The organism is Gemmobacter aquatilis, from assembly GCF_900110025.1.
Lineage (GTDB): Bacteria > Pseudomonadota > Alphaproteobacteria > Rhodobacterales > Rhodobacteraceae > Gemmobacter > Gemmobacter aquatilis.
Genome location: NZ_FOCE01000003.1, coordinates 148439 through 169475, shown reverse-complemented (window position 1 = coordinate 169475; position 21037 = coordinate 148439). Strand labels below are relative to the sequence as shown.

General features: G+C 65.9%; 20 protein-coding genes. 16 read left to right on the top strand and 4 right to left on the bottom strand.

What is annotated here, in order from left to right; genetic code table 11:
- Positions 1–77 precede the first annotated feature (77 nt).
- From pal to BMX43_RS07620, 10 genes are all read left to right on the top strand, one after another.
- Complete coding sequence (gene pal / locus BMX43_RS07665) at positions 78–614, top strand: peptidoglycan-associated lipoprotein Pal (protein WP_091299634.1); 537 nt, start codon at positions 78–80, stop codon at positions 612–614.
- A gap of 4 nt (positions 615–618) precedes the next feature.
- A complete protein-coding gene (ybgF, locus tag BMX43_RS07660) occupies positions 619–1443 on the top strand; it encodes a tol-pal system protein YbgF (RefSeq protein ID WP_091299631.1) in 825 nt (274 codons plus the stop codon).
- The gene (gene tilS / locus BMX43_RS07655; protein WP_139201547.1) at positions 1430–2692 is read left to right on the top strand and encodes a tRNA lysidine(34) synthetase TilS; all 1263 of its coding nucleotides are present in this window, start codon (positions 1430–1432) and stop codon (positions 2690–2692) included. Before ybgF ends, tilS begins: the two co-directional genes overlap by 14 nt.
- A 78-nt stretch (positions 2693–2770) precedes the next feature.
- Complete coding sequence (gene ftsH / locus BMX43_RS07650; RefSeq protein ID WP_091299625.1) at positions 2771–4678, top strand: ATP-dependent zinc metalloprotease FtsH; 1908 nt, start codon at positions 2771–2773, stop codon at positions 4676–4678.
- 3 nt (positions 4679–4681) lie between these two features.
- Positions 4682–5461 (top strand): methyltransferase domain-containing protein, encoded by a 780-nt coding sequence (locus BMX43_RS07645; RefSeq protein WP_091299622.1) that lies wholly within the window; start codon positions 4682–4684, stop codon positions 5459–5461.
- Between the two features lie 201 nt (positions 5462–5662).
- The gene (locus tag BMX43_RS07640; RefSeq protein WP_091299619.1) at positions 5663–7339 is read left to right on the top strand and encodes a formate--tetrahydrofolate ligase; all 1677 of its coding nucleotides are present in this window, start codon (positions 5663–5665) and stop codon (positions 7337–7339) included.
- Between the two features lie 102 nt (positions 7340–7441).
- The gene (locus tag BMX43_RS07635) at positions 7442–7735 is read left to right on the top strand and encodes a chorismate mutase (protein WP_091299615.1); all 294 of its coding nucleotides are present in this window, start codon (positions 7442–7444) and stop codon (positions 7733–7735) included.
- Positions 7736–7753: 18 nt separating this feature from the next.
- The gene (locus BMX43_RS07630; protein WP_091299612.1) at positions 7754–8632 is read left to right on the top strand and encodes a bifunctional 5,10-methylenetetrahydrofolate dehydrogenase/5,10-methenyltetrahydrofolate cyclohydrolase; all 879 of its coding nucleotides are present in this window, start codon (positions 7754–7756) and stop codon (positions 8630–8632) included.
- 22 nt (positions 8633–8654) lie between these two features.
- Positions 8655–9545, top strand: a complete 891-nt coding sequence (folD, locus tag BMX43_RS07625) for a bifunctional methylenetetrahydrofolate dehydrogenase/methenyltetrahydrofolate cyclohydrolase FolD (protein WP_091299608.1) — start codon at positions 8655–8657, stop codon at positions 9543–9545.
- Between the two features lie 149 nt (positions 9546–9694).
- Positions 9695–10429, top strand: a complete 735-nt coding sequence (locus BMX43_RS07620) for a LytTR family DNA-binding domain-containing protein (RefSeq protein ID WP_217643941.1) — start codon at positions 9695–9697, stop codon at positions 10427–10429.
- Here the strand turns inward: BMX43_RS07620 and pdeM are convergent.
- The 3 genes from pdeM to BMX43_RS07605 all read right to left on the bottom strand — a co-directional run bounded on the left by pdeM (position 10393) and on the right by BMX43_RS07605 (position 13974).
- Positions 10393–11085, bottom strand: a complete 693-nt coding sequence (pdeM, locus tag BMX43_RS07615) for a ligase-associated DNA damage response endonuclease PdeM (RefSeq protein ID WP_091299601.1) — start codon at positions 11083–11085, stop codon at positions 10393–10395. The two genes, BMX43_RS07620 and pdeM, sit on opposite strands and share 37 nt — an antisense overlap.
- A 76-nt stretch (positions 11086–11161) precedes the next feature.
- Entirely contained in the window at positions 11162–11569 is a 408-nt protein-coding gene (locus tag BMX43_RS07610; RefSeq protein ID WP_091299597.1) for a PaaI family thioesterase, read from the bottom strand.
- 11 nt (positions 11570–11580) lie between these two features.
- A complete protein-coding gene (locus tag BMX43_RS07605; RefSeq protein ID WP_091299593.1) occupies positions 11581–13974 on the bottom strand; it encodes a ligase-associated DNA damage response DEXH box helicase in 2394 nt (797 codons plus the stop codon).
- A gap of 223 nt (positions 13975–14197) precedes the next feature.
- On the opposite strand from BMX43_RS07605, the gene BMX43_RS07600 reads away from it, so the two are divergent.
- From BMX43_RS07600 to BMX43_RS07590, 3 genes are all read left to right on the top strand, one after another.
- Entirely contained in the window at positions 14198–15010 is an 813-nt protein-coding gene (locus tag BMX43_RS07600) for a TIGR00282 family metallophosphoesterase (protein WP_091299589.1), read from the top strand.
- A gap of 134 nt (positions 15011–15144) precedes the next feature.
- On the top strand, positions 15145–16938 hold the full coding sequence (locus BMX43_RS07595; RefSeq protein ID WP_091299586.1) for an SLC13 family permease: 1794 nt from the start codon (positions 15145–15147) through the stop codon (positions 16936–16938).
- 77 nt (positions 16939–17015) lie between these two features.
- Positions 17016–17759: a YebC/PmpR family DNA-binding transcriptional regulator gene (locus BMX43_RS07590; protein ID WP_091299582.1), complete on the top strand. Its 744-nt coding sequence runs from the start codon at positions 17016–17018 to the stop codon at positions 17757–17759.
- Positions 17760–17962: 203 nt separating this feature from the next.
- Here the strand turns inward: BMX43_RS07590 and BMX43_RS07585 are convergent, their stop codons facing one another.
- Positions 17963–18835, bottom strand: a complete 873-nt coding sequence (locus tag BMX43_RS07585) for a LysR family transcriptional regulator ArgP (RefSeq protein WP_091299578.1) — start codon at positions 18833–18835, stop codon at positions 17963–17965.
- Positions 18836–18920: 85 nt separating this feature from the next.
- Between BMX43_RS07585 and BMX43_RS07580 the strand changes: the two genes are divergently transcribed.
- The 3 genes from BMX43_RS07580 (at position 18921) to BMX43_RS07570 (ending at position 20892) form a co-directional block, all read left to right on the top strand.
- Complete coding sequence (locus BMX43_RS07580) at positions 18921–19310, top strand: ACT domain-containing protein (RefSeq protein ID WP_091300175.1); 390 nt, start codon at positions 18921–18923, stop codon at positions 19308–19310.
- Complete coding sequence (locus tag BMX43_RS07575; protein WP_091299574.1) at positions 19303–19908, top strand: LysE/ArgO family amino acid transporter; 606 nt, start codon at positions 19303–19305, stop codon at positions 19906–19908. The genes BMX43_RS07580 and BMX43_RS07575 overlap by 8 nt, the downstream gene beginning before the upstream one ends.
- A 75-nt stretch (positions 19909–19983) precedes the next feature.
- Positions 19984–20892, top strand: coding sequence for a DMT family transporter (locus tag BMX43_RS07570; RefSeq protein WP_245749409.1), 909 nt, complete (start codon positions 19984–19986; stop codon positions 20890–20892).
- Positions 20893–21037 lie beyond the last annotated feature (145 nt).

The window sequence follows — 21037 nt, the reverse complement described above, 5'->3', positions numbered from 1 at the left end:
GGCGCCGTCGATTCCCCCGGCGGCGCAAACCTGTTAAGCTCTGGCCCATCGAGCCAGCATCAAGAAGGATAATTCCCATGGCGTATGTTTCGAAGGCGCTGCTTCTCGTCGCCGTTCTGGGCCTTGCAGCCTGCAACAACCCTGACCGTTACGGCGCCGGGGGCGCAGGGGCCGGTGGCGCCGGTGGCAATGGCTATGGCGCCGGCGGCGTGAACGGTCAGGGCCTGGGCGGGCCGAGCGATCCGACCTCCATCGCCTATTTCCAGCAGACGTTGGGCGACCGTGTGTTCTTCGCCGTTGACCAATCGACCCTTGGCGACGAGGCGCGCGGCGTGCTGACCCGTCAGGCGCAGTGGCTGCAACAGAACCCCGATTACGCCATCATCATCGAAGGCCATGCCGACGAACAGGGCACCCGCGAATACAACCTCGCCCTTGGCGCCCGTCGCGCCAGCGCGGTGCAGGATTATCTGATTTCGCAGGGCGTTTCGGCGGGTCGGATGCGCACCATTTCCTATGGCAAGGAACGTCCGGTCGAGGTTTGCTCGTCCGAGGCCTGCTTCTCGAAGAACCGTCGCGCGGTCACCGTGCTGTCGATGGGCGCGGGGGCCTGATCCCATGCGCGCAAGCGTCTTCGCGCTGGCGCTGATGCTGGTTCCGGGCCTGACCTTCGGTCAGGACCGGGCGCAGACGCTGGCGGATATCAAGGCGGAAATCGGCGCGTTGAACGCCGAATTCACCGCGTTGAAGCAAGAGTTGATCTCTACGGGTGGCGTCAACTCCGGCGTGGCCGGGGGATCGGCGCTACAACGGCTGGATGCGATCGAGGCGGCGCTGACCCGCCTCACCGCGAATACCGAACAGATCGAGCTGAAACTGAACCGGGTGGTGTCGGACGGCACCAACCGGCTGGGCGATCTGGAGTTCCGGGTGGTGGAACTGGAAGGCGGCGATGTCGGCGCCATGGCTCCCACGGCGCCGCTGGGCGGTGATACCACCGCCGCAGCCCCGGCTGCCGCCCCCCTTGCAACCGCCCCGACCTCTGGGGGAGCCGAACTTGCCGTCGGCGAACAGGAGGATTTTGACCGGGCCAAGGAGGTGCTCGGTCAGGGTGACTTTCGAACCGCCGCGGAAAAGTTTGCGACCTTTGCCACGTCCTACCCGGGCAGCCCCCTGATGCAGGAGGCGCTGGTTCTGCGCGGCGACGCGCTGAAACAGACCGGCGACACGGCGAATGCGGCGCGGTCCTATCTTGATGCGTTTTCGGGGCAGCCCGAGGGCAGTATGGCAGGCGATGCGCTGATGAAGCTGGGCCGCGCTCTGGCCGACCTGCAACAGGTCAGCGAGGCCTGCATTACGCTGCAAGAGGTCGGCACGCGTTTTCCCGGCACGGCAGCGGCGACCGAGGCAGGCACGGTGCTGGCCGGGCTTGCGTGCCAGTGACCGCGTGACGGCTGCTGCGGGAGATCGGCTGTCGCAGGATGCGCGGGCCGCCTTCGCGCCGGATACTCCGCATCGGATCGGTGTTGCGGTGTCCGGCGGCGGCGATTCCATGGCGCTGCTGCATCTGCTGGGCGCCGTGGCGCCATGGGCCGGCTGGGTGGTCGAGGCGGTGACGGTGGATCACGGATTGCGCCCCGAGGCGGCAGATGAGGCCCTGTTTGTGGCTGATTTCTGCGCAATGCATGGTATTCCCCATTCTACCCTGCACTGGCACCGGCCTGAAGGTGCAGGCAACCTGATGGATCAGGCCCGCCGTGCCCGGGCCCAGCTGATCGCCGATTGGGCGCGGGCGCGGGGAATCGGCCATGTTGCGCTGGGGCATACGGCGGATGATCAGGCGGAAAGTTTTCTGATGAATCTGGGCCGGGCGGCCGGGCTCGACGGGCTGTCGGCGATGCGTCTGGCCTGGACGGATCAGGGTATTCGTTGGGCGCGCCCGCTGCTGGGGCACAGCCGCGCAGCGCTGCGCGATTATCTGCGCGCCCAAGGTATCGGCTGGATTGACGATCCCAGCAATGAAAACCCCCGCTTCACCCGTGTGAAGGCCCGCCGGGCGCTGCAAGCGCTGGCGCCTTTGGGCATCACGGCGGAAAGCATTGCGGCCTCGGCCCGGAATCTGACGGCGGCACGGGACGCGTTGGTGCTGGCCACGGCGCAGGCCGCCGAGGTCTGTGTCACGGAACAGGACGGGGCGCTGCGTCTTGATCCGGCGCGGTTTTTCGCCCTGCCGGACGAGTTGCGCCGCCGCCTGCTGCTCGCGGCCCTTCTGTGGTTCGGCGGTGCCGACTACCCCCCCCGCGCGACGCAGGTGGCGCGGTTGGGCCTGGCCTTGGCCGAAGGCCGTGCGGCGACGCTGGCCGGGCTGCGCTTTCGCCCGCAGGGTGATGCCCTGCTGATCCAGCGCGAGCCGCGTGCCGTCATGCCACCTGTCGCGTCCACCGACCTTTGGGATCACCGCTGGCGCCTGCACGGCCCGCACGCACCAGACCTGCGGATCGGCGCGCTGGGGGCTGGCGGACTTGCCGCCTGCCCGGACTGGCGGGCCACCGGACTGGGGCACGAAACCCTGCTGGCCACCCCCGCAATCTGGCAGGGGCAGCGGCTGATTGCCGCGCCACTTGCAGGCAAGGGCGCAGAATGGCAGGCAACACTCAGCCCCTCGTTCGGAATGTTCATCTTATCGCATTGAACCCGAGCCGCTAATGTCTATTTTAAGCGCAACGCCGCGTGTCCAGAGGGTGCGCGCCTGCTGCCAAGGAGTTCCCGCGTGGGTAACGCACGAAATATCGCTTTCTGGGTCGTTCTGTTCCTGTTGATCCTTGCCCTGTTCAACATGTTCAGCGGCGGGACCACCACCTCCGCCTCGCGCAACCTGTCCTATTCCGATTTCGTCTCGCGGGTCGACGAGGGCCAGGTGGCCAGCGTCACACTGGATGGCGAACGTGTTCTGGTGCGTGGCAAGGATGGCAATACCTACGCCACGGTGAAGCCCGAGGGCGAAGAGATCGCCACCCGCCTGATCGGCAAGGGCGTGGAAGTGCGGGTCGAACCGCAGGAACAATCGGGCTTCCTGTCGCTGATCTCGCTGTGGCTGCCGTTCCTTGTGCTGATCGGCGTCTGGATCTTCTTCATGAACCGGATGCAGGGCGGCGGCAAAGGCGGCGCCATGGGCTTTGGCAAATCGCGCGCCAAGCTGCTGACGGAAAAGCATGGCCGCGTGACGTTTGATGACGTGGCCGGGATCGACGAGGCCAAGGAAGAGCTGGAAGAGATCGTTGAATTCCTGCGCAATCCGCAGAAGTTCAGCCGTCTGGGCGGCAAGATCCCGAAAGGCGCGCTGCTGGTCGGCCCGCCCGGCACGGGTAAAACCCTGCTGGCCCGCGCCATCGCAGGCGAGGCCGGGGTGCCGTTCTTCACCATCTCCGGCTCTGACTTCGTGGAAATGTTCGTGGGTGTGGGTGCATCTCGCGTGCGCGACATGTTCGAACAGGCCAAGAAAAACGCCCCCTGCATCGTCTTCATCGACGAGATCGACGCCGTGGGCCGCGCCCGTGGCGTGGGCATCGGTGGCGGCAATGACGAACGCGAACAGACGCTGAACCAGCTTCTGGTCGAAATGGACGGGTTCGAGGCGAACGAGGGTGTGATCATCGTCGCCGCCACCAACCGCAAGGACGTGCTGGACCCGGCGCTGCTGCGCCCCGGCCGCTTTGACCGCCAGATCCATGTGCCGAACCCCGACATCAAGGGGCGTGAGAAGATCCTGACCGTGCACGCCCGCAAGGTGCCGGTTGGCCCAGATGTCGATCTGCGCACCATCGCGCGCGGCACCCCGGGCTTTTCGGGCGCCGATCTGATGAACCTTGTCAACGAGGCGGCGCTGATGGCCGCCCGCGTGGGCCGCCGGTTCGTCACCATGGAAGACTTCGAAAATGCGAAGGACAAGGTGATGATGGGGGCACAGCGCCGGTCGATGGTGCTGACGCAGGACCAGAAGGAAAAGACCGCCTATCACGAGGCGGGCCATGCGATCGTCGGTATGAACATGCCGAAATGCGACCCGGTGTATAAAGCAACCATCATCCCGCGCGGCGGCGCGCTTGGCATGGTCGTCAGCCTGCCCGAGATGGACCGGCTGAACATGCACAAGGACGAAGGCAAGCAGAAGATCGCCATGACCATGGCGGGCAAGGCGGCCGAGATCATCAAATATGGTGAGGAAGGCGTGTCCTCCGGCCCGGCGGGCGATATTCAGCAAGCCTCCAGCCTTGCGCGCGCCATGGTGATGCGCTGGGGCATGTCGGATCTGGTCGGCAATATCGACTATGCCGAAGCGCATGAGGGCTATCAGGGCAATACCGGCGGTTTCTCGGTGTCGGCGGAAACCAAGAAGCTGATCGAATCCGAGGTGAAGCGCCTGATCGACGAAGGCTATGACACCGCGCGTCAGGTGCTGCTGGACAAGGCGGAAGAGTTCGAACGGCTCGCCAAGGGCCTGCTGGAATACGAAACGCTGACCGGCGATGAAATCCGCCGGGTGATCGCGGGCGAGGTTCTGGGCGGCGATGACAACAGCGGATCGTCGGGCGACGGGGGGTCGGTGATCTCGATCCCCAAGACCAAGCCGAAGGTGGCCAAGCCTGAAGGCGGGCTTGAGCCCGAACCGATGGCCTGACCCTTGGCCGGCCCTGCAACAGATTGGAACCCCGGGGCCTATGCAAGGTTCCGGGGTTTGCGTTTGCGCCCGGCGCTGGATCTTCTGGCGCAGGTTGGTGATCTGCCTGCCGGGGATGTGATCGACCTTGGTTGTGGCAATGGCGCGGTAGCGGGCGCCTTGCGCACCCGTTTCCCCTATCGGTGCCTGATCGGGGTGGACAATTCGCCCGCCATGCTGGCCGAGGCGCAGGGCTATGACGCCACCACACTGGCCGAAATCGCCGCGTGGCAGCCCGAGGCCCCGCCCGCACTGATCTTTTCCAACGCGGCCCTTCATTGGCTGGGGCATCACACCGCGCTGTTGCCGCAACTTGTGGGCTGCCTTGCTGCGGGCGGCACGTTGGCGGTGCAGATGCCCCGGCAGTTCGACGCGCCCTCTCATCTGCTGTTGCGGCAACTTGCGCAGCGGCTGTTTCCCGACCGGTTCGATTTTTCGGCCTATGTGCCGCCGGTCGCGTCGCCTGCCGCCTATTGGCAGCGCCTCGCGCCCTTGGGCGATGTGACCCTGTGGGAGAGCGAATACCTGCAACACCTTGGCCCGGTGGCAGAGGGCCATCCCGTGCGCGCCTTCACCGAAAGCACCGCGATGCGGCCATTTCTGGCGCAGATGGATGCGGACGAGCAGACCCGGTTTCGCGCCGCCTATGACGCGGCGCTGGAACAGGCCTATCCCCGTCTGGCCGATGGTGGCGCGCTGATGCCCTTTCGCCGCCTGTTTCTGCTGCTGCGGCGGTCTGATTGATTCGCGCAGGCCAGCGCAAGCATTGGAATTAAAATTCCATAAGTGGAAAAATTCTACCAATGCATTCCATTTTTTCCGATTGGAAACAAACACTGGCAAAATTTTCACCACCGGAGTCGGAAATGCGCCTCGCAGCGGGCAAAACCGCGGCTATCGTCTCAGCAAAACAAAAGATGGGTGCCACACCCAAGGGAGAGAGACATGGCCTTCAGGACGGATATCGAAATCGCCCGCGATGCGCGGAAAAAGCCGATCATGGAAATCGGCGCCGCGCTGGGAATTCCGGCGGAACATCTGCTGCCCTACGGCCATGACAAGGCCAAGGTCAGCCAGAGCTTCATCCGCTCGCTGGCGGATCGCCCTGACGGCAAGCTGATCCTGGTGACCGCGATCAACCCGACCCCTGCGGGCGAGGGCAAGACCACCACGACCGTGGGCCTTGGCGACGGGCTGAACCGCATCGGCAAGAAGGCGGTGATCTGTATCCGCGAGGCCTCGCTTGGCCCGAACTTCGGCATGAAGGGCGGCGCGGCAGGCGGTGGCATGGCGCAGGTGGTGCCGATGGAGGAGATGAACCTTCACTTCACCGGCGATTTCCACGCTATCACCAGCGCCCATAACCTGCTGTCGGCGCTGATCGACAACCATATCTACTGGGGCAACACCCTTGGCATCGACGAACGCCGCGTGATGTGGCGCCGGGTGATGGACATGAACGACCGCGCGCTGCGTGACATTGTGGTCAGCCTTGGCGGCGTGTCGAACGGCTTTCCGCGGCAGACCGGGTTCGACATCACCGTGGCGTCCGAGGTCATGGCGATCCTGTGCCTGTCGAAAGATCTGGAAGATCTGCAAAAGCGGCTGGGCGACATCGTGGTGGCCTACACCCGCGACAAGCAGCCGATCTATTGCCGCGATCTCAAGGCCGATGGCGCGATGACCGTGCTGTTGAAGGATGCAATGCAGCCCAACCTCGTGCAGACGCTGGAGAATAACCCTGCCTTCGTGCATGGCGGGCCGTTTGCCAATATCGCCCATGGCTGCAACTCGGTCATCGCCACCCAGACCGCGCTGAAGCTGGGCGACTATGTGGTGACTGAGGCAGGTTTCGGTGCCGACCTTGGCGCCGAGAAGTTCTTTGACATCAAATGCCGCAAGGCAGGGCTGAAACCGGCGGCGGCGGTGATTGTGGCCACGGTGCGCGCCATGAAGATGAATGGCGGCGTGGCCAAGGCCGATCTGGGGGCCGAGAATGTCGAGGCGGTGAAAAAAGGCTGCCCCAACCTTGGCCGCCATATCGGCAATGTGAAGGGCTTTGGCGTGCCGGTGGTCGTGGCGATCAACCATTTCTTCAGCGATACCGAGGCCGAGGTGCAGGCGGTGAAGGATTACGTCGCGGGGCAGGGGGCCGAGGCGATCCTGTGCCAGCACTGGGCCAAAGGCTCGGAAGGGATCGAGGATCTGGCGCGCAAGGTGGTCAGTCTGGCCGAAAGTGGCGCCGCGCATTTTGCGCCGCTGTATCCCGATGACATGCCGCTGTTCCAGAAGATCGAAACCATCGCCAAGCGCATCTATCACGCCGATGCCGTCTTGGCCGACAAGGCGATCCGTGACCAGTTGAAGGCTTGGGAACTGGCGGGCTATGGCCATTTGCCGGTCTGCATGGCCAAGACGCAATACAGTTTCTCGACCGATCCCAACCTGCGCGGCGCACCCACCGGCCATTCGGTGCCGGTGCGCGAGGTGCGGCTTTCGGCCGGGGCGGGGTTTGTCGTGGTGATCTGCGGCGAGATCATGACGATGCCGGGCCTGCCCAAGGTTCCCAGTGCCGAGGTGATCCGGCTGAACGATCAGGGTTTCGTCGAAGGGTTGTTCTGAGCAATCCTGCGGCGCCGGGCACCCTGGCGCCGCAGCGCGGCAACGGCTTGAACTTGCGCTTCCAAGCGGCTACCTCGCGGGCAGGGTTCAAGGAGATTTGCAATGAAGCTCCCCGCCGATTGCCGCAACATGGCTGAGCTGCGTGTCGAGATTGACGCGCTGGATGGCGAAATCGTCGCCCTTCTGGCACGACGTGTGCGGTATATCGACCGTGCCGCCGAGTTGAAACCGGCCGAGGGCCTGCCGGCCCGCATCGACGACCGGGTGGAAGCCGTGGTCGCCAATGTGCGGGCCAAGGCGGTGGCCGCAAGTCTGGATGCCGATCTGGTCGAGGCTTTGTGGCGGCGGATAGTCGATTGGTCGATCGACCGCGAAGAAAAGGTGCTGGGGGCCTGACCCCGGCGGGGGAATGGCATGACGGCAACGGAAATCGACGGGCGCGCCATTGCCGCCCGGATGCGCGAAGAAATCAGGGCCGAAGCCGGGGTGCTTGCCGCCAAGGGCTGGCAGCCGCGGCTGGTGTCGATCTCGGTCGGCGACGTGGCCGCAGCCGAGCTTTATGTGCGCAATCAACAGAAACAGGCGGAATCGGCAGGCGTGGCCTTCGAGGCGCGCAATTATCCTGCCGAGATCAGTCTGGAGCAGTTGACCGGCGTTCTGCTGGGTCTGAACGCCGATCCGCGGGTGAACGGCATCATCATCCAGCGCCCCTTGCCCGCCCATATCCCGGTGAAGGCACTGCAAAAAGCCGTGCATCCGCTGAAGGATGTCGAAGGGATGCACCCGGCCAGCATCGGCAATATCGTCTATAACGATCTGGCGCTTGGCCCCTGTACCGCCGTGGCGGCGGTGGAGATTCTGAAAACCCTGCCGCTGACCATCGAGGGGCTGGATGTCTGCGTGATCGGCCATAGCGAGATCGTCGGCAAGCCCATCGCCTTCCTGATGATGGGGCTGGGGGCGACGGTGACGGTGTGCCACCACATGACCCGCCAGGTGGCCGTGCATTCGCGCCGCGCCGATGCGGTCTTTGTCGCCGTGGGCAGGCCCGGACTCGTGACCGGCGAGATGCTGAAACCCGGCGCCGCGCTGATCGACATCGGCATCAACCGCGTGGATGGCCGCACCGTGGGCGATGCCGATTTTGCCAGCTGCGCCGAGGTGGCGGGCTGGATCACCCCGGTTCCGGGCGGTGTCGGCCCGGTGACGGTGGCCACGCTGTTGAAAAACGCCGTGCTGGCCACGCGGATGCAGATGGATCATTACGCTGCCGCCTTTGCGGTGGAACGCTGAAACCCTTGAAAAGAGAGACGACATGACCGCCACGATCATCGACGGCAAGGCCTTTGCGGCCAAGGTGCGCAGCGAAGTCGCCGCCCATGTGGCACGGCTGAAAGAGGAACAGGGGCTGCAGCCCGGCCTTGCGGTGGTGCTGGTGGGCGAAGACCCTGCGAGCCAGGTCTATGTCGGTGCCAAGGGCAAGCAGACCGTCGAGGTCGGCATGAAATCGGTGGAACACAAGCTGCCCGCCGATACGTCGGAAGCCGATCTGCTGGCGCTGATCGCCGGGCTGAACACGGACCCCTCGATCCACGGTATCCTTGTGCAACTGCCGCTGCCGGGGCATCTGAACTCGGAACTGGTGATCAATTCGATCGACCCGGCCAAGGATGTGGACGGGTTCCACATTTCCAACGTCGGCCTTCTGGGCACCGGGCAGAAAAGCATGGTGCCCTGCACGCCGCTGGGCTGTCTGATGATGCTGCGCGACCATCACGGCAGCCTGTCGGGGCTGAATGCCGTGGTGGTGGGGCGCAGCAACATCGTGGGCAAGCCGATGGCACAACTGCTGCTGGGCGACAGCTGCACCGTGACCATCGCGCATAGCCGCACCCGCGATCTGGCCGCTGTCTGCCGGGGGGCCGACATCCTCGTCGCCGCCGTGGGTCGGCCCGAGATGATCACCGGCGATTTCGTGAAACCCGGTGCCACCGTGATCGACGTGGGCATCAACCGGATCGAACGCGACGGCAAGACCAAGCTGGTAGGCGATGTGGAATTCGCTTCGGCCAGCACCGTGGCCGGCGCCATCACGCCGGTGCCGGGTGGCGTGGGGCCGATGACCATCGCCTGCCTGCTGGCCAATACGCTGACCGCCTGCTGCCGCAGCCATGGCCTGCCCGAGCCGAAGGGCCTGACCGCCTGAGATCCAGTGCAGCCGCAGCAATATTTGCGGTTGCACAGCAATGGCCGATTGCACGCCCCGAGCTTTCTGACTATGCCTAAGATATTGGTTGGTAACGGTATCCGAAGCTTATGCGTCAGTTTCTTCAAAGGCTCGGGGTCGATGTCCGCGTGGCCTTTCCGTTTGTGTCATGGTCTGTGCTGAGCCTGGTCTTCGCCTTGTCAGGGCCGTTCGGCAGCTATGAAGCACTGGGTTTCCCCCGTCGTCTGGTGCTCTGGGGGGCGGTAACAGCGGTGGCGACGCTGTTGGCCATGGTCTTGCGCGGCGCGCTGCGGCGCCACCCGGATCTGAGCGAGACTCGCCGCACGGTTTTTCTGACCGCTTTCTGCACGGCGCTGATCCTCAGCTGGCCGTTGCAGGCGTTGACCAACCAGATCTCGGCGCCGACGACACATCCCGCGCTGTTCGAGGTCGCGGTGTTCATCTTCGCCACCTCGCTGGCCACAGGGGCCTTCTACGCCTCGTTCGATCCCCCCCAAAGCCAACAAGGCGAACCCAACCCTGCGGCGGAGGCGGAGGATCCTGCCCCCCTGCACCCCCGCATCGTGCAGCGGCTCGACCCCGGCATGCAGGGGCGCCTGATCTCGATGACAGTGCGCGACCACTATGTCGATGTTATCACCACGGCGGGGCGGGGCAGCGTGCTGATCCGTTTTGCCGATGCCATGGTCGAGGCGGAAGACGAGCCGGGCGCGCAGGTGCATCGGTCGCATTGGGTGGCGTGGTGGGCGGTGGAACGGGCCGAGAAAGCGGGTGGCAAGGTGCTGCTGCATCTGCAGGGCGCAGCCCCGGTGCCGGTCAGCCGCACCTATCGCCCCACCGTCGAGGCGCGCGGGCTGGTCTGAGCCGCCGCCGCATAGGGGATCGCCCGCGCCACCCGTCCGGTGAGGATCGCCAGCGCCCCCGGACCCATCAGCGCGGCCAGTTCAGGTGCTGCGCAGAACAGCCCGCCGGTATAGCAGCCATAAGCGGGCAGGATCAGCCGTGCGCCGGGCGACAGCAGGAAACACGGGCGGCTTTGCCCGGCCAGCCGCGCTTTGGGGTGGAAATGGCCGGACACCTCGCCCACAGCCCCCGGTTCCGCGATATGGCGAAAGGTCAGCGCGCCTTGCCGATGCTCTGCCGCATGGTGGCCGCCCAGACCGCCCGGTGCCGGATCATGGTTCCCCGCGATCCATGTCCAGCGCCGCCCCTCCAGCAGCCGCGCCAGCGCCTGCCGGTCCGCCGCCTCCATTTCGTCCGCCGCCGCCACGTCGTCGAAACTGTCGCCCAGACAGATCACCTCGGTCGCGCCGGTCTGCGTCAGATCCGCGTCCAGCCGCAGCAAGGTGTCGCGGGTTTCATAGGGCGGCAGCAAGGCCCCGCCGCGTCGCGCCAGCCGCGTCGATTTGCCGAAATGCAGGTCCGACACCACAAGCAGCCCGGCCTCGGCCCAGAACAGCCCGCCCGAGGGCAGGGCGGTCAGATCGCATCCGGCAAGGGTGAAACGATAGGCGCTCATGCGCCAGATGTGCCCGAGCCGGTGGGCAAGGGCAACGGGCGATCCGCAGCGATTTTTCGCAGAAAAATCGGGCGGGTCAGGGCTCGACCGGGATCATGGTCGCCTGCAGCAGCGCCACGCAGACCTCTTTGCCCGCGCGCAACGCGTGAACCTCGGCCCGGCACACCGTCAGCCGCCGCCCCGCCTTGGCCACCTCGCCGCGCGCGATCAGTTTCTCGCCGATGGCAGGGGCCAGAAGGTTGATCTTCGCTTCCACCGTCATCACCTCGCAGCCCTCGGGCATCAGCGTCAGCGCCGCATAGCCCGCTGCACTGTCGGCCAGCGCGAAGGTCAGCCCGGCATGGCCCGCGCCATGCTGCTGGCACGATCCGGGCAGGATCGGCGCCTCGATCGTCACGGTTCCGGCGCCGATCCCGGTGATTTCGGCGCCAAAGGTCTGCATCAGGCTTTGCCGCCCGAAACTGTCGCGGATACGCGCGTCCATGGTTCCCTCCCTCAGCCGAGCCCCGCAGCCGCCATCAACCGCGCTGCCGCAGCCTCGGCCAGTCGCTCGCGTCCCGCACCCTGCACAGGGATGCGCCCCGGCTCAAGCAGCAGCGGCGCGGCCAAAGGTGTGACGCTGCGTAACCGCCGCAGCTCGATCCGCCCGGCCACTGCCGCCAGCCGCTCTTCGATGCGCCCGAAATCCACCATGCCACGCATCGCTGCGTCGCGGGTGATCTGCAGCATCAGATGGTCGGGGTCAAAACGGCGCAGCGTGTCATACAGGATATCCGACGAGAACGTCGCCTGCCGCCCGGATTTGCGCCGTCCCTGATGCTGCCGCTCGATCAGCCCGGCGATGATCGCCACATCGCGGAAGGTGCGCTTCATCACCGCATTGCCCGCCAGCCAGGTCTCCAACCCAGCCCGCAGCGCCGCAATGTCGAACAGCGGCCCGATGTCCAGCACCGGCTCCAGCCCCCAGATCAGCGTGGCGTAATCGGTGCAGACGAAACCCAGCGGCGCCAGCCCGGTTTCCTCCATCCGCTTGGTCACCAGCAGGCCCAGCGTCTGCTGCGCATTGCGCCCGGCGAAACCATAGATGCACAGATGCTCGCGCCCCTCATGCGGAAAGCTTTCGCACAGCAGGCGGTCGGGGCGGGGCAGGGCGGACACTTCGCGCTGCAGGGCCAGCCAGCGCGCGGTGTGGTCGGGCAGGTCGGGCCAGCGATCTTGCTGCAGAAGGTCCAGAATCCGGTCCGACAATTGGGTGGAAGTGGCGAATTTGGTGCCGCCGAACACTGCCACTTTAGGCTCGCGCCCCGGTTGGCGTGTCACCTCCACCGTCAACTCGTTCAGCCCTTCATAGCGCACCACCTCGCCGCCGATCAGGAAGGTATCGCCCTGCGTCAGCGTGGCGGCAAAGCCTTCCTCCACCTCGCCCAGCGGCGCCCCACCCATCCGGCCGCGCAGCCGCACCTTCAGCGTTTCGGTGCCGATGATCGTGCCCAGATTCTGCCGGATCACCGCCGCCGCGCGCGGGTCGCGCAATTGCCAGCGCCCGTCGCGCAGCATCAGCCGCTGCCAGCGGTCATAGGCGCGCAGCGCATAGCCGCCGGTTGCCGCGAAATCCAGACAGGCGTCGAATTCCGCCCGGCTCAACCCGGTATAGGGCCCGGCGCTTGTCACCTCGTCATACAGCGCCGCCGCCTCGAATGGCCCGGCGCAGGCGGTGGCGAGGATATGCTGGCACAGCACATCGCGCGGCCCCGGCCCGCGCGGCTCGCCATCCAGCGCCCGGGCGCGGACGGCCTGCAGGGCGGCGTGACACTCCACCACCTCCCAGCGGTTGGCGGGCACCAGCAGTGCCTTTGACGGCGCGTTGTAGCGGTGATTGGCCCGCCCGATGCGCTGCACCAGCCGCTTGACGTTCTTCGGTGCGCCGACTTGGATCACCAGATCCACATCGCCCCAGTCGATCCCCAGATCGAGCGTGCCGGTGCAGACCACCGCCCGCAACCGCCCCTCGGTCATCGCCTGTTCCACCCGTTCGCGCGCCTCGCGCGACAGACTGCCGTGATGGATGCCGATCGGCAGATCATCGGTATTGGCCAGCCACAGATCGCGGAAGAAGATCTCGGCCTGCGCCCGGGTGTTGTGAAAGATCAGCGTGGTGCGATGGCGGCGCACCGCGTCCAGAATCGCCGGAATGGCATAGCGCCCGCCGCCGCCCGCCCAGGGGGGCGCGGCCTCGGTCAGCAACATGCGGATGTCGGGGTCAGGCCCCGGATCGGCCTCCAGCACCTCGGTGCCCGGCGCCAGAAATCGCGCCAGCGCGGGTGGGTCTTCCACTGTCGCCGACAGTCCGACCCGCCGCAGCCCCGGCGCTAGCGCCTCCAGCCGCGCCAGCGCCAGCATCAATTGATCGCCGCGCTTGCTTTCGGCCAGCGCGTGGATCTCGTCCACCACCACCCGCTGCAAGCCGGCAAAGACGCGCGGCGCATCCTCATAGCTCAGCAGCAGCGCCAGGCTTTCCGGCGTGGTCAGCAGGATATGGGGCGGGTCGGCCCGCTGCCGCCGCCGCTGGGTATAGGTTGTATCGCCGGTGCGATCCTCGATTCGGATCGCCAGCCCGGCGCCTTCGACCGGCCGCCGCAGATTGCGCCGGATGTCAGCGGCCAGTGCCTTCAGGGGTGAGATATAGAGCGTATGCAGCCCCGCCTTCGGAGCAGCCCCAAGTTCTGCCAGACTGGGCAGAAACCCCGCCAGCGTCTTGCCGCCCCCGGTCGGCGCGATCAGCAAGGTCGAACGTGCCGCCGCGCGCGCCAGCATGGCCTGTTGATGCGGATGCAATTGCCAGCCCTGCGCGGCAAACCAGTCGGACAACGAAGGGGGCAGGGCACTCATCCCGCAAAGATAGCCACAATCCCGCCCCGGGAAAGGCCCGGCCTTTTCATCTTGGTATAAATATCCCGGGGTCCGGGGCAGCGCCCCGGTCCACAGGTGCCGCTTGGGGCGGCGGCTGGCATCCGGGGGCTCGCCCCCGGACCCCCAGGATATTTAGGCCAAGATGAAGGCGGGTGGTATTCTTCCTCTTGCAGCGGCGGCGGTGGCTGCCTAGTGCTGGGGCATGAAACTGCTTTTTCTTGGCGATGTGATGGGGCGTGCCGGGCGCGCGGCCATCCTGGAGCGGCTGCCGGGCCTGAGGGCCGAGTGGGGCCTCGATTTCGTTGTGGTCAATGGCGAGAATGCCTCGTCTGGCGCGGGGTTGACGGGCGAGCACGCGAAACTGCTGCTCAAGGCCGGGGTCGATTGCCTGACGTTGGGCGATCATGCCTTTGATCAGAAGGACATGCTGTCCTTCATCGAGCAGGAAAACCGCATCATCCGCCCGCTGAACTTTGCCAAGCTGGCACCGGGGCGCGGGGCGCGGCTGTTCTCGGATGCGCGCGGGCGCAAGGTGCTGGTCTGTCAGGTTCTGGGGCAGGTCTTCATGAAGCGCCCCTTCGACGACCCGTTCTCGGCCATTGATGCGGCGCTGAAAACCCATCCGCTGGGCGGGCTGGCGCAGGCCATTGTGGTGGACATGCATTGCGAGGCCACGTCGGAGAAAATGGCGATGGGCCATTGGTGCGACGGGCGGGCGAGCCTTGTCGTCGGCACCCATACCCATGTGCCCACGGGCGATGCGCAGATCCTGAACGGCGGCACCGCCTATCTGACCGATGCCGGCATGTGCGGCGACTACAACTCGGTCATCGGGATGGAGACGCTGGAGCCGATGCGCCGCTTCATCACCGGGATGCCGAAAGAGCGGTTCCAGCCCGCAAATGGCCCCGCCACCCTGTCGGGGGTTTATGTCGAGACGGATGACCGTACAGGCAAGGCGCTGCGGGTGCGGATGATCCGCATTGGCGGGCGGCTGGAAGAATCGCGCCCCTGATGGCGGGCAGGATCGCCGGTCGATCCGCCCAATTTTGCATCGTTTGCGCGCTGAAGAGAAGAAACTGCAGGAATCCTTTGCCTTGGGTGGAATAATAATCTACCAGATGGGTCGAGTTTATTTGCGGAGACATCATGCTCGGGATCGAACTGGCGCAATCCATCCAGCCCTTTGTGGCCATCGGCATCTTGCTGGTGATGTTCGTGCTCTTCGTGAAAGAGTCTTTTCCGGTCGAGGTGACGGCCATCGGCGGGGCGGCGGTGATGATCCTGCTGGGCATCCTGCCGCAGAAAGAGGCGATCTCGGCGCTGTCGAACACCGCGCCCTGGACCATCGCGCTGATGTTCATGGTGATGGGGGGGCTGGTGCGGACCGGCTCGGTCGAGTTGCTGATCGGCTATGCCGAGGAACATGCGGGAAACCGGCCCAAGCTGACGGTTTTCGTGCTGTTCGCCTTCGTCGCGATCGCCTCTTCGGTGATGAACAACACGCCGCTGGTGGCGGTGATGATCCCGGTGGTGATCCAGATCGCGGCGCGGATCGGTTCCGCCCCGTCCAAGCTGCTGATCCCGCTGAGCCATATGACTGTGCTGGGGGGGATGATCTCGCTGATCGGCACCTCGACCAACCTGCTGGTGGATGGCGCGGCGCATGATGCGGGGATGGAGCATTTCTCGCTGTTTGAAATCGCGCCTCTGGGCATTGCGATCACCCTTGTCGGCGGCCTGTATATGGCGTTGTTCGCCCGCCGCCTGCTGCCCGACCGCCAGTCGATGGCCTCGATGCTGGGTGATCGCAAGCGCATGAAATACTTCACCGAAGTTGCGATCCCCGAGGATTCCGTGCTGATCGGCACTCCGGTCCTTGAGGTGCAGCAGTTCAAGCGCAGCGGCGTGCGGGTGGTGGACGTGCTGCGCGGCGATCTGTCGCTGCGCCGCGATCTGCAGGCGGCGGTGCTGGAATCGGGCGACCGCGTGGTGCTGCGCACCGAAATGTCGGAACTCTTGGGGATGCAGAACCGCACCGACATGCGGATCGTGGACAAGCTGTCCTCGGTGGAAACCGAAACGGTGGAAGTGCTGATCACCCCCGGCTGCCGGATGATCGGCCGGTCGCTGGGCGAGATGCGTCTGCGGCGGCGGTATGGTGTCTATGTTCTTGCGGCACATCGCAAAAGCCAGAATATCGGGCGGCAGTTGGACGAGCTGGTGGTGCAGGTGGGCGATACGCTGCTGCTGGAAGGGGCTGCGGCGGATATCAAGCGGCTGGCCGATGACATGGACATGGTCGATGTCTCCAAGCCCAAGCAGCGCGCCTATCGCCGCGGCAAGGCGCCGATTGCCATCGGGGCGCTGGTTGCCGTTGTGGCGCTGTCGTCCTTCGATCTGGCGCCGATCTTTCTGCTCGGCTTCTTTGCCGTGGCCCTGATCCTGCTGACCCGCTGCATCGACAGTGACGAGGCGCTGGGCTTTGTGGACGGGCGGCTGCTGGCGATGATCTTTGCCATGATCGCGGTGGGCGAGGGGCTGGACCAATCGGGCGCGGTGGCGATGATCGTGTCGCATGTCGAGCCCTTGATGCGCGGACTGCCACCCTTTGGCGTGATCCTCGTGATCTATCTGCTGGGCATGGTGATGACGGAATTCCTGTCGAACAATGCCGTGGCGGTGCTGTATACGCCGATCGCCATCGAACTGGCGCGGCAGTTGGGCGTTGATCCGCGGCCCTTTGTGGTGGCGGTGATGTTCTCGGCCACGCTCGCCTTCGCCACGCCGGTGGGGTATCAGACCAACATGATGGTCTACGGGCCGGGCGGCTACAAGTTTCTCGATTTCACCCGGATCGGTCTGCCGCTGAACATCATCTGCTGGCTGGTCTGTTCGGCGCTGATCCCGATCTTCTGGCCGCTGACCGCCGTCGCCCCGTAACGGGTGACGGGGCTTGCCGCAGGCGGCCCCGGTGGTGTAGAGGGGCCCATTACCGCAATTGGGACTGGAGTGAGGCCATGGCAGGCCATTCTAAATGGGCGAACATCCAGCATCGGAAGGGCAAGCAGGACAAGCTGCGCTCCAAGATGTTTTCGAAGCTGGCGAAGGAGATCACCGTCGCCGCCAAGATGGGCGACCCCGATCCCGACAAGAACCCGCGTCTGCGTCTGGCGGTGAAAGCCTCCAAGGCGGTGTCGATGCCGAAGGATGTCATTGAACGGGCGATCAAGAAATCGCTGGGCGGTGATGCGGCGGATTACACGGAAATCCGCTATGAAGGGTATGGCGCCAATGGCATCGCGATCATTGTCGAGGCGATGACCGACAACCTGAACCGCACCGCATCAAACGTGCGCAGCTATTTCACCAAATGCGGCGGCAATCTTGGCCAGACCGGATCGGTGGCGCACAGCTTTGATCGCGTTGGGGAAATTTCCTATCCGGCCAGCGCGGGCGATGCCGATACGGTGATGATGGCGGCGCTGGAGGCGGGCGCGGACGACGTGGAATCCGACGAGGAGGGCCACTGGATCTATTGCCCGGTCGAGGCGCTGTCGGAAGTGTCGGAAGCGCTGGAAAAGGCGCTGGGCGAAAGCACCGAATCCAAGCTGATCTGGAAGCCGCAATCGCGCACCGAGGTCGATCTGGACACCGCGCAAAAGCTGATGCGGCTGATCGACATGCTGGAAGAAGATGACGACGTGCAGACCGTGACGCATAATTTCGACATGTCGGACGAGGTTGCGGCGCAGCTTGGCTGAGCCAAAAGGGGGGGGGTGACATCGGTACACCCCCGGTGCACCTGCCGTTCACCCCTTGTGCCACAGGATCGGGGCCCCTTGCGGGGCCCTTTTTCATGCCGGGCGCCGGTCTTTCCCTTCTTCTTTGCTTAAATACCCATCTTCGTCTGCGGCTTGGCGCAAGGCAGAAGATGAGTATTTTTGCCAGGATGAAGGGGCGGACGTCAGAGCAGGGTGGCGCGGGCGGCGTCGCGCAGGGCGCGGGTCAGCGGGGCGAGGACGGGGGCGGCGCGGCGGGTGAATTGCCAGTGCAGCGCCACGTCGAGCGGGGTGTCGGGGATCAGTTCGACCAGCGCGCCGGAGGCGAGGTGCGGGGCGATCAGCGGCGCGGGGTTCATACCCCAGCCGAGGCCCGCAAGGGCGGCATCGACGAAGGCCTGGCTGGAAGCCATGCGATGCGTCGGGAAGGGGAAGGCCGGGCCGCAGGCGCGGGAGAGCCAGTCGGCTTGCAGGCGGTCCTTGTCGGAATAGGTCAGCGCCGGGGCGCGGGACAGGGCGGCGGCACTGGTGCCCTGCGGCAGCCAGCGCGCCATGTATTCGGGGCTGGCGGTGGCGTGATAGCGCAGGCGGCCGAGCGGCAGCGTGTCGCAGCCTTGCAGCGGGCCGGGATGGGCGGTGATGGCGCCCGCCACCTCGCCCCGGCGCAGCCAGTCCTGGCTGTATTCCTGATCGTCGATCACCAGATCGAACAGCATCCCCTCGCAGGCGGCCAGCGCCGGGATGATCCATGTGGCGAGGCTGTCGGCATTGACGGCGAGGCGGATCGGGGTCGGGCCGCTGTCGGGCAGCGGCAGGTCTTGCGCGAGGGCGGCTTCGAGCAGGGTCACCTCGTCGAAATGGCGGATCAGGCGCAGGCCGGGTTCTGTGGCGGTGCAGGGCGCGCCGCGGCGGATCAGCAGGCTGCCCATCCGATCCTCCAGCGCCTTCAGCCGTTGCGAGACGGCGGAGGGGGTGAGGCCCAGTTGCGCGGCGGCGAGATCGAAGCTGCCGCGGCGGTGGATGGCGGCGAGGGTTTGCAGATGGGCATAATCGAGCATTAGCTGTGCTTCATCGGAGAAAGAAAGATTAATTGGATTGATCCGGCGCCGCGCGTTTATGTCAAGCCCAAAGCAGGAGGCGGGCATGGTGGGCGAAACGGATCTGGGGCGGTTGCTGGAGGGCATGGCGCCCGAGCTGGACGGGGAAAGCTGGGGCTATGCCTGTGTGGCGGACCTGCCGGGCGGGATCGTGCCCTTTGCGTTGATCCGCGAGGCGGAGGGGCTGACGGTGATTGCGCCCTTTGCGGCATTGCAGGCGGCGGGGATCGACGTGCAGGGGCCGTTTGCCCGCATCACGCTGCGCATCCATTCGTCTCTGGCGGCGGTGGGGTTGACGGCGGCGGTATCGGCGGCGCTGGCGCAGGCGGGGATCAGTGCCAATATGGTGGCGGGCTACCATCACGACCATATCCTGCTGGCCTCCGCCGATGCCGTGCGGGCGCTGGCGGTGCTGGAGGCGCTGCGCCATGGTTGAGGCGGCGGTGGCGGGGTATTTCGTGGCGCTGAGCCTGATTGCGGCCATCGGCGCGCAGAATGCCTTTGTGTTGCGGCAGGGGTTGCGGCGCGAGCATGTGGCGGTGGTGGTGGCGGTTTGCGCCGGGTCGGATGCGGTGCTGATTGCGGCGGGGGTCGCGGGTTTTGGCGCGATCAGTGCGGCGGCGCCGTGGTTCGCGGTGGCGATGCGCTGGCTGGGGGTGGGGTTTCTGGCGGTGTATGGCGCGTTGCGCTTTCGCGCGGCGCTGAAGGGTGGCGAGGCGCTGTTGCCGACGGCCAGCGCGCCCGCGCCGTTGCGGCGGGTGGTGGCGATGTGTCTGCTGTTCACCTGGGCCAACCCGCATGTGTACTTGGATACGGTGGTGCTGATCGGGTCGATCTCGGCGCAATATGCGCCGCATGGGGTGGTGTTCGGGGCGGCGGCGTCGCTGGCCTCGCTGAGCTTCTTCAGTGCGCTGGGGTTCGGGGCGCGCTTGCTGGCGCCGGTGTTTGCACGGCCGGTGGCCTGGGTCTGGCTGGAGGTGGCGGTGGGCTGCGTGATGTGGGCGCTGGCGCTGGGCTTGGCGCTGGGCGGGTGAGGTTGCAGGGCCCGGATTGTGCGGGGCACAAAGCCGGGCTTGCGGCGGGCGGGCGCTTGGGTTTGGCTGCGCGGCATGAGCGAGATGCGATCTGAACTGCGGCCCGTGCAGGGCGTTTTGTGGATGCTGGCCTCGGGCGCGAGCTTTGTTGGCGTCAACGGGTTGGTGCGCTGGCTGGGCACCGATCTGCCGGCGCCGCAGGCGGCATTTCTGCGGTTCGGCTTCGGCTTGCTGTTCCTGCTGCCCTCGGTCTGGCAGGGGGTGCGGCGGGGGGTCACGCCGGGCACGCTGCCGCTTTATGCCGGGCGGGGGGCGGTGCATACGGTGGCGGTGGTGCTGTGGTTCTATGCCATGGCGCGGCTGCCGGTGGCCGAGGTGACGGCGATCGGCTATCTGAACCCGGTGCTGGTGACGCTGGGCGCGGTGGTGTTCTTTGGCGAGCGGCTGGCGCTGCGGCGGGTGCTGGCGGTGGGCGTGGCGATCTGTGGTGCGCTGATCGTGCTGCGGCCGGGGCTGCGCGAGCTTGGGTCGGGGCAGTTGGCGCAGTTGGGGGCGGCCTTCTGTTTCGCCGGGTCGTATCTGTTCGCCAAGCGGCTGAGCCAGACCGAGGGCGCGGCCATGGTGGTGGCGATGATGAGCCTGTTCGTGACGCTGGGCCTGTTGCCGCTGGCGCTGCTGGTCTGGGTGCCGGTGACGCCGGTGCAACTGGCGGCGCTGGCCTTGGTGGCGGTGTTTGCCACGGTGGCGCATTACTGCATGAGCCGGGCCTTCGCGGTGGCGCCGCTGACGGTGACGCAGCCGGTGACGTTTCTGCAACTCGTCTGGGCGACGCTGCTGGGGGCGCTGGTGTTCGGCGAGGGCGTGGACGGGTTCGTGCTGCTGGGCGGCGGGGTAATCATCGGCGCGATCAGCTATATCACCTGGCGCGAGGCGCGGTTGAAGCGCGGGGTGGTGACTCCGGCTGCGGGTGCCACAGGGGACTGACCTTCCGCTGTTTCTGATTCCCGTTCTGTTTCTGATTCGATGACAATTGCAGGGCGTCAAGCGGGGCAGTCGCGCCGATTGGCGGGAAATGCCTTGATCTTGCCGCAGGTCTTGCGGGGGTCTTGCCATGCTTCGTTAAGGGCCT

What these genes read in the sequence shown, in the direction of transcription:
- BMX43_RS07630 (WP_091299612.1), top strand. Translation starts at nt 7,754, where the DNA reads ATGACGGCAACGGAAATCGACGGGCGCGCCATTGCCGCCCGGATGCGC.
- BMX43_RS07635 (WP_091299615.1), top strand. Translation starts at nt 7,442, where the DNA reads ATGAAGCTCCCCGCCGATTGCCGCAACATGGCTGAGCTGCGTGTCGAG.
- BMX43_RS07600 (WP_091299589.1), top strand. Translation starts at nt 14,198, where the DNA reads ATGAAACTGCTTTTTCTTGGCGATGTGATGGGGCGTGCCGGGCGCGCG.
- pdeM (WP_091299601.1), bottom strand. Translation starts at nt 11,085, where the DNA reads ATGAGCGCCTATCGTTTCACCCTTGCCGGATGCGATCTGACCGCCCTG.
- BMX43_RS07590 (WP_091299582.1), top strand. Translation starts at nt 17,016, where the DNA reads ATGGCAGGCCATTCTAAATGGGCGAACATCCAGCATCGGAAGGGCAAG.
- BMX43_RS07585 (WP_091299578.1), bottom strand. Translation starts at nt 18,835, where the DNA reads ATGCTCGATTATGCCCATCTGCAAACCCTCGCCGCCATCCACCGCCGC.
- BMX43_RS07570 (WP_245749409.1), top strand. Translation starts at nt 19,984, where the DNA reads ATGAGCGAGATGCGATCTGAACTGCGGCCCGTGCAGGGCGTTTTGTGG.
- BMX43_RS07575 (WP_091299574.1), top strand. Translation starts at nt 19,303, where the DNA reads ATGGTTGAGGCGGCGGTGGCGGGGTATTTCGTGGCGCTGAGCCTGATT.
- BMX43_RS07595 (WP_091299586.1), top strand. Translation starts at nt 15,145, where the DNA reads ATGCTCGGGATCGAACTGGCGCAATCCATCCAGCCCTTTGTGGCCATC.
- BMX43_RS07605 (WP_091299593.1), bottom strand. Translation starts at nt 13,974, where the DNA reads ATGAGTGCCCTGCCCCCTTCGTTGTCCGACTGGTTTGCCGCGCAGGGC.
- pal (WP_091299634.1), top strand. Translation starts at nt 78, where the DNA reads ATGGCGTATGTTTCGAAGGCGCTGCTTCTCGTCGCCGTTCTGGGCCTT.
- folD (WP_091299608.1), top strand. Translation starts at nt 8,655, where the DNA reads ATGACCGCCACGATCATCGACGGCAAGGCCTTTGCGGCCAAGGTGCGC.
- BMX43_RS07640 (WP_091299619.1), top strand. Translation starts at nt 5,663, where the DNA reads ATGGCCTTCAGGACGGATATCGAAATCGCCCGCGATGCGCGGAAAAAG.
- BMX43_RS07580 (WP_091300175.1), top strand. Translation starts at nt 18,921, where the DNA reads ATGGTGGGCGAAACGGATCTGGGGCGGTTGCTGGAGGGCATGGCGCCC.
- ybgF (WP_091299631.1), top strand. Translation starts at nt 619, where the DNA reads ATGCGCGCAAGCGTCTTCGCGCTGGCGCTGATGCTGGTTCCGGGCCTG.
- BMX43_RS07610 (WP_091299597.1), bottom strand. Translation starts at nt 11,569, where the DNA reads ATGGACGCGCGTATCCGCGACAGTTTCGGGCGGCAAAGCCTGATGCAG.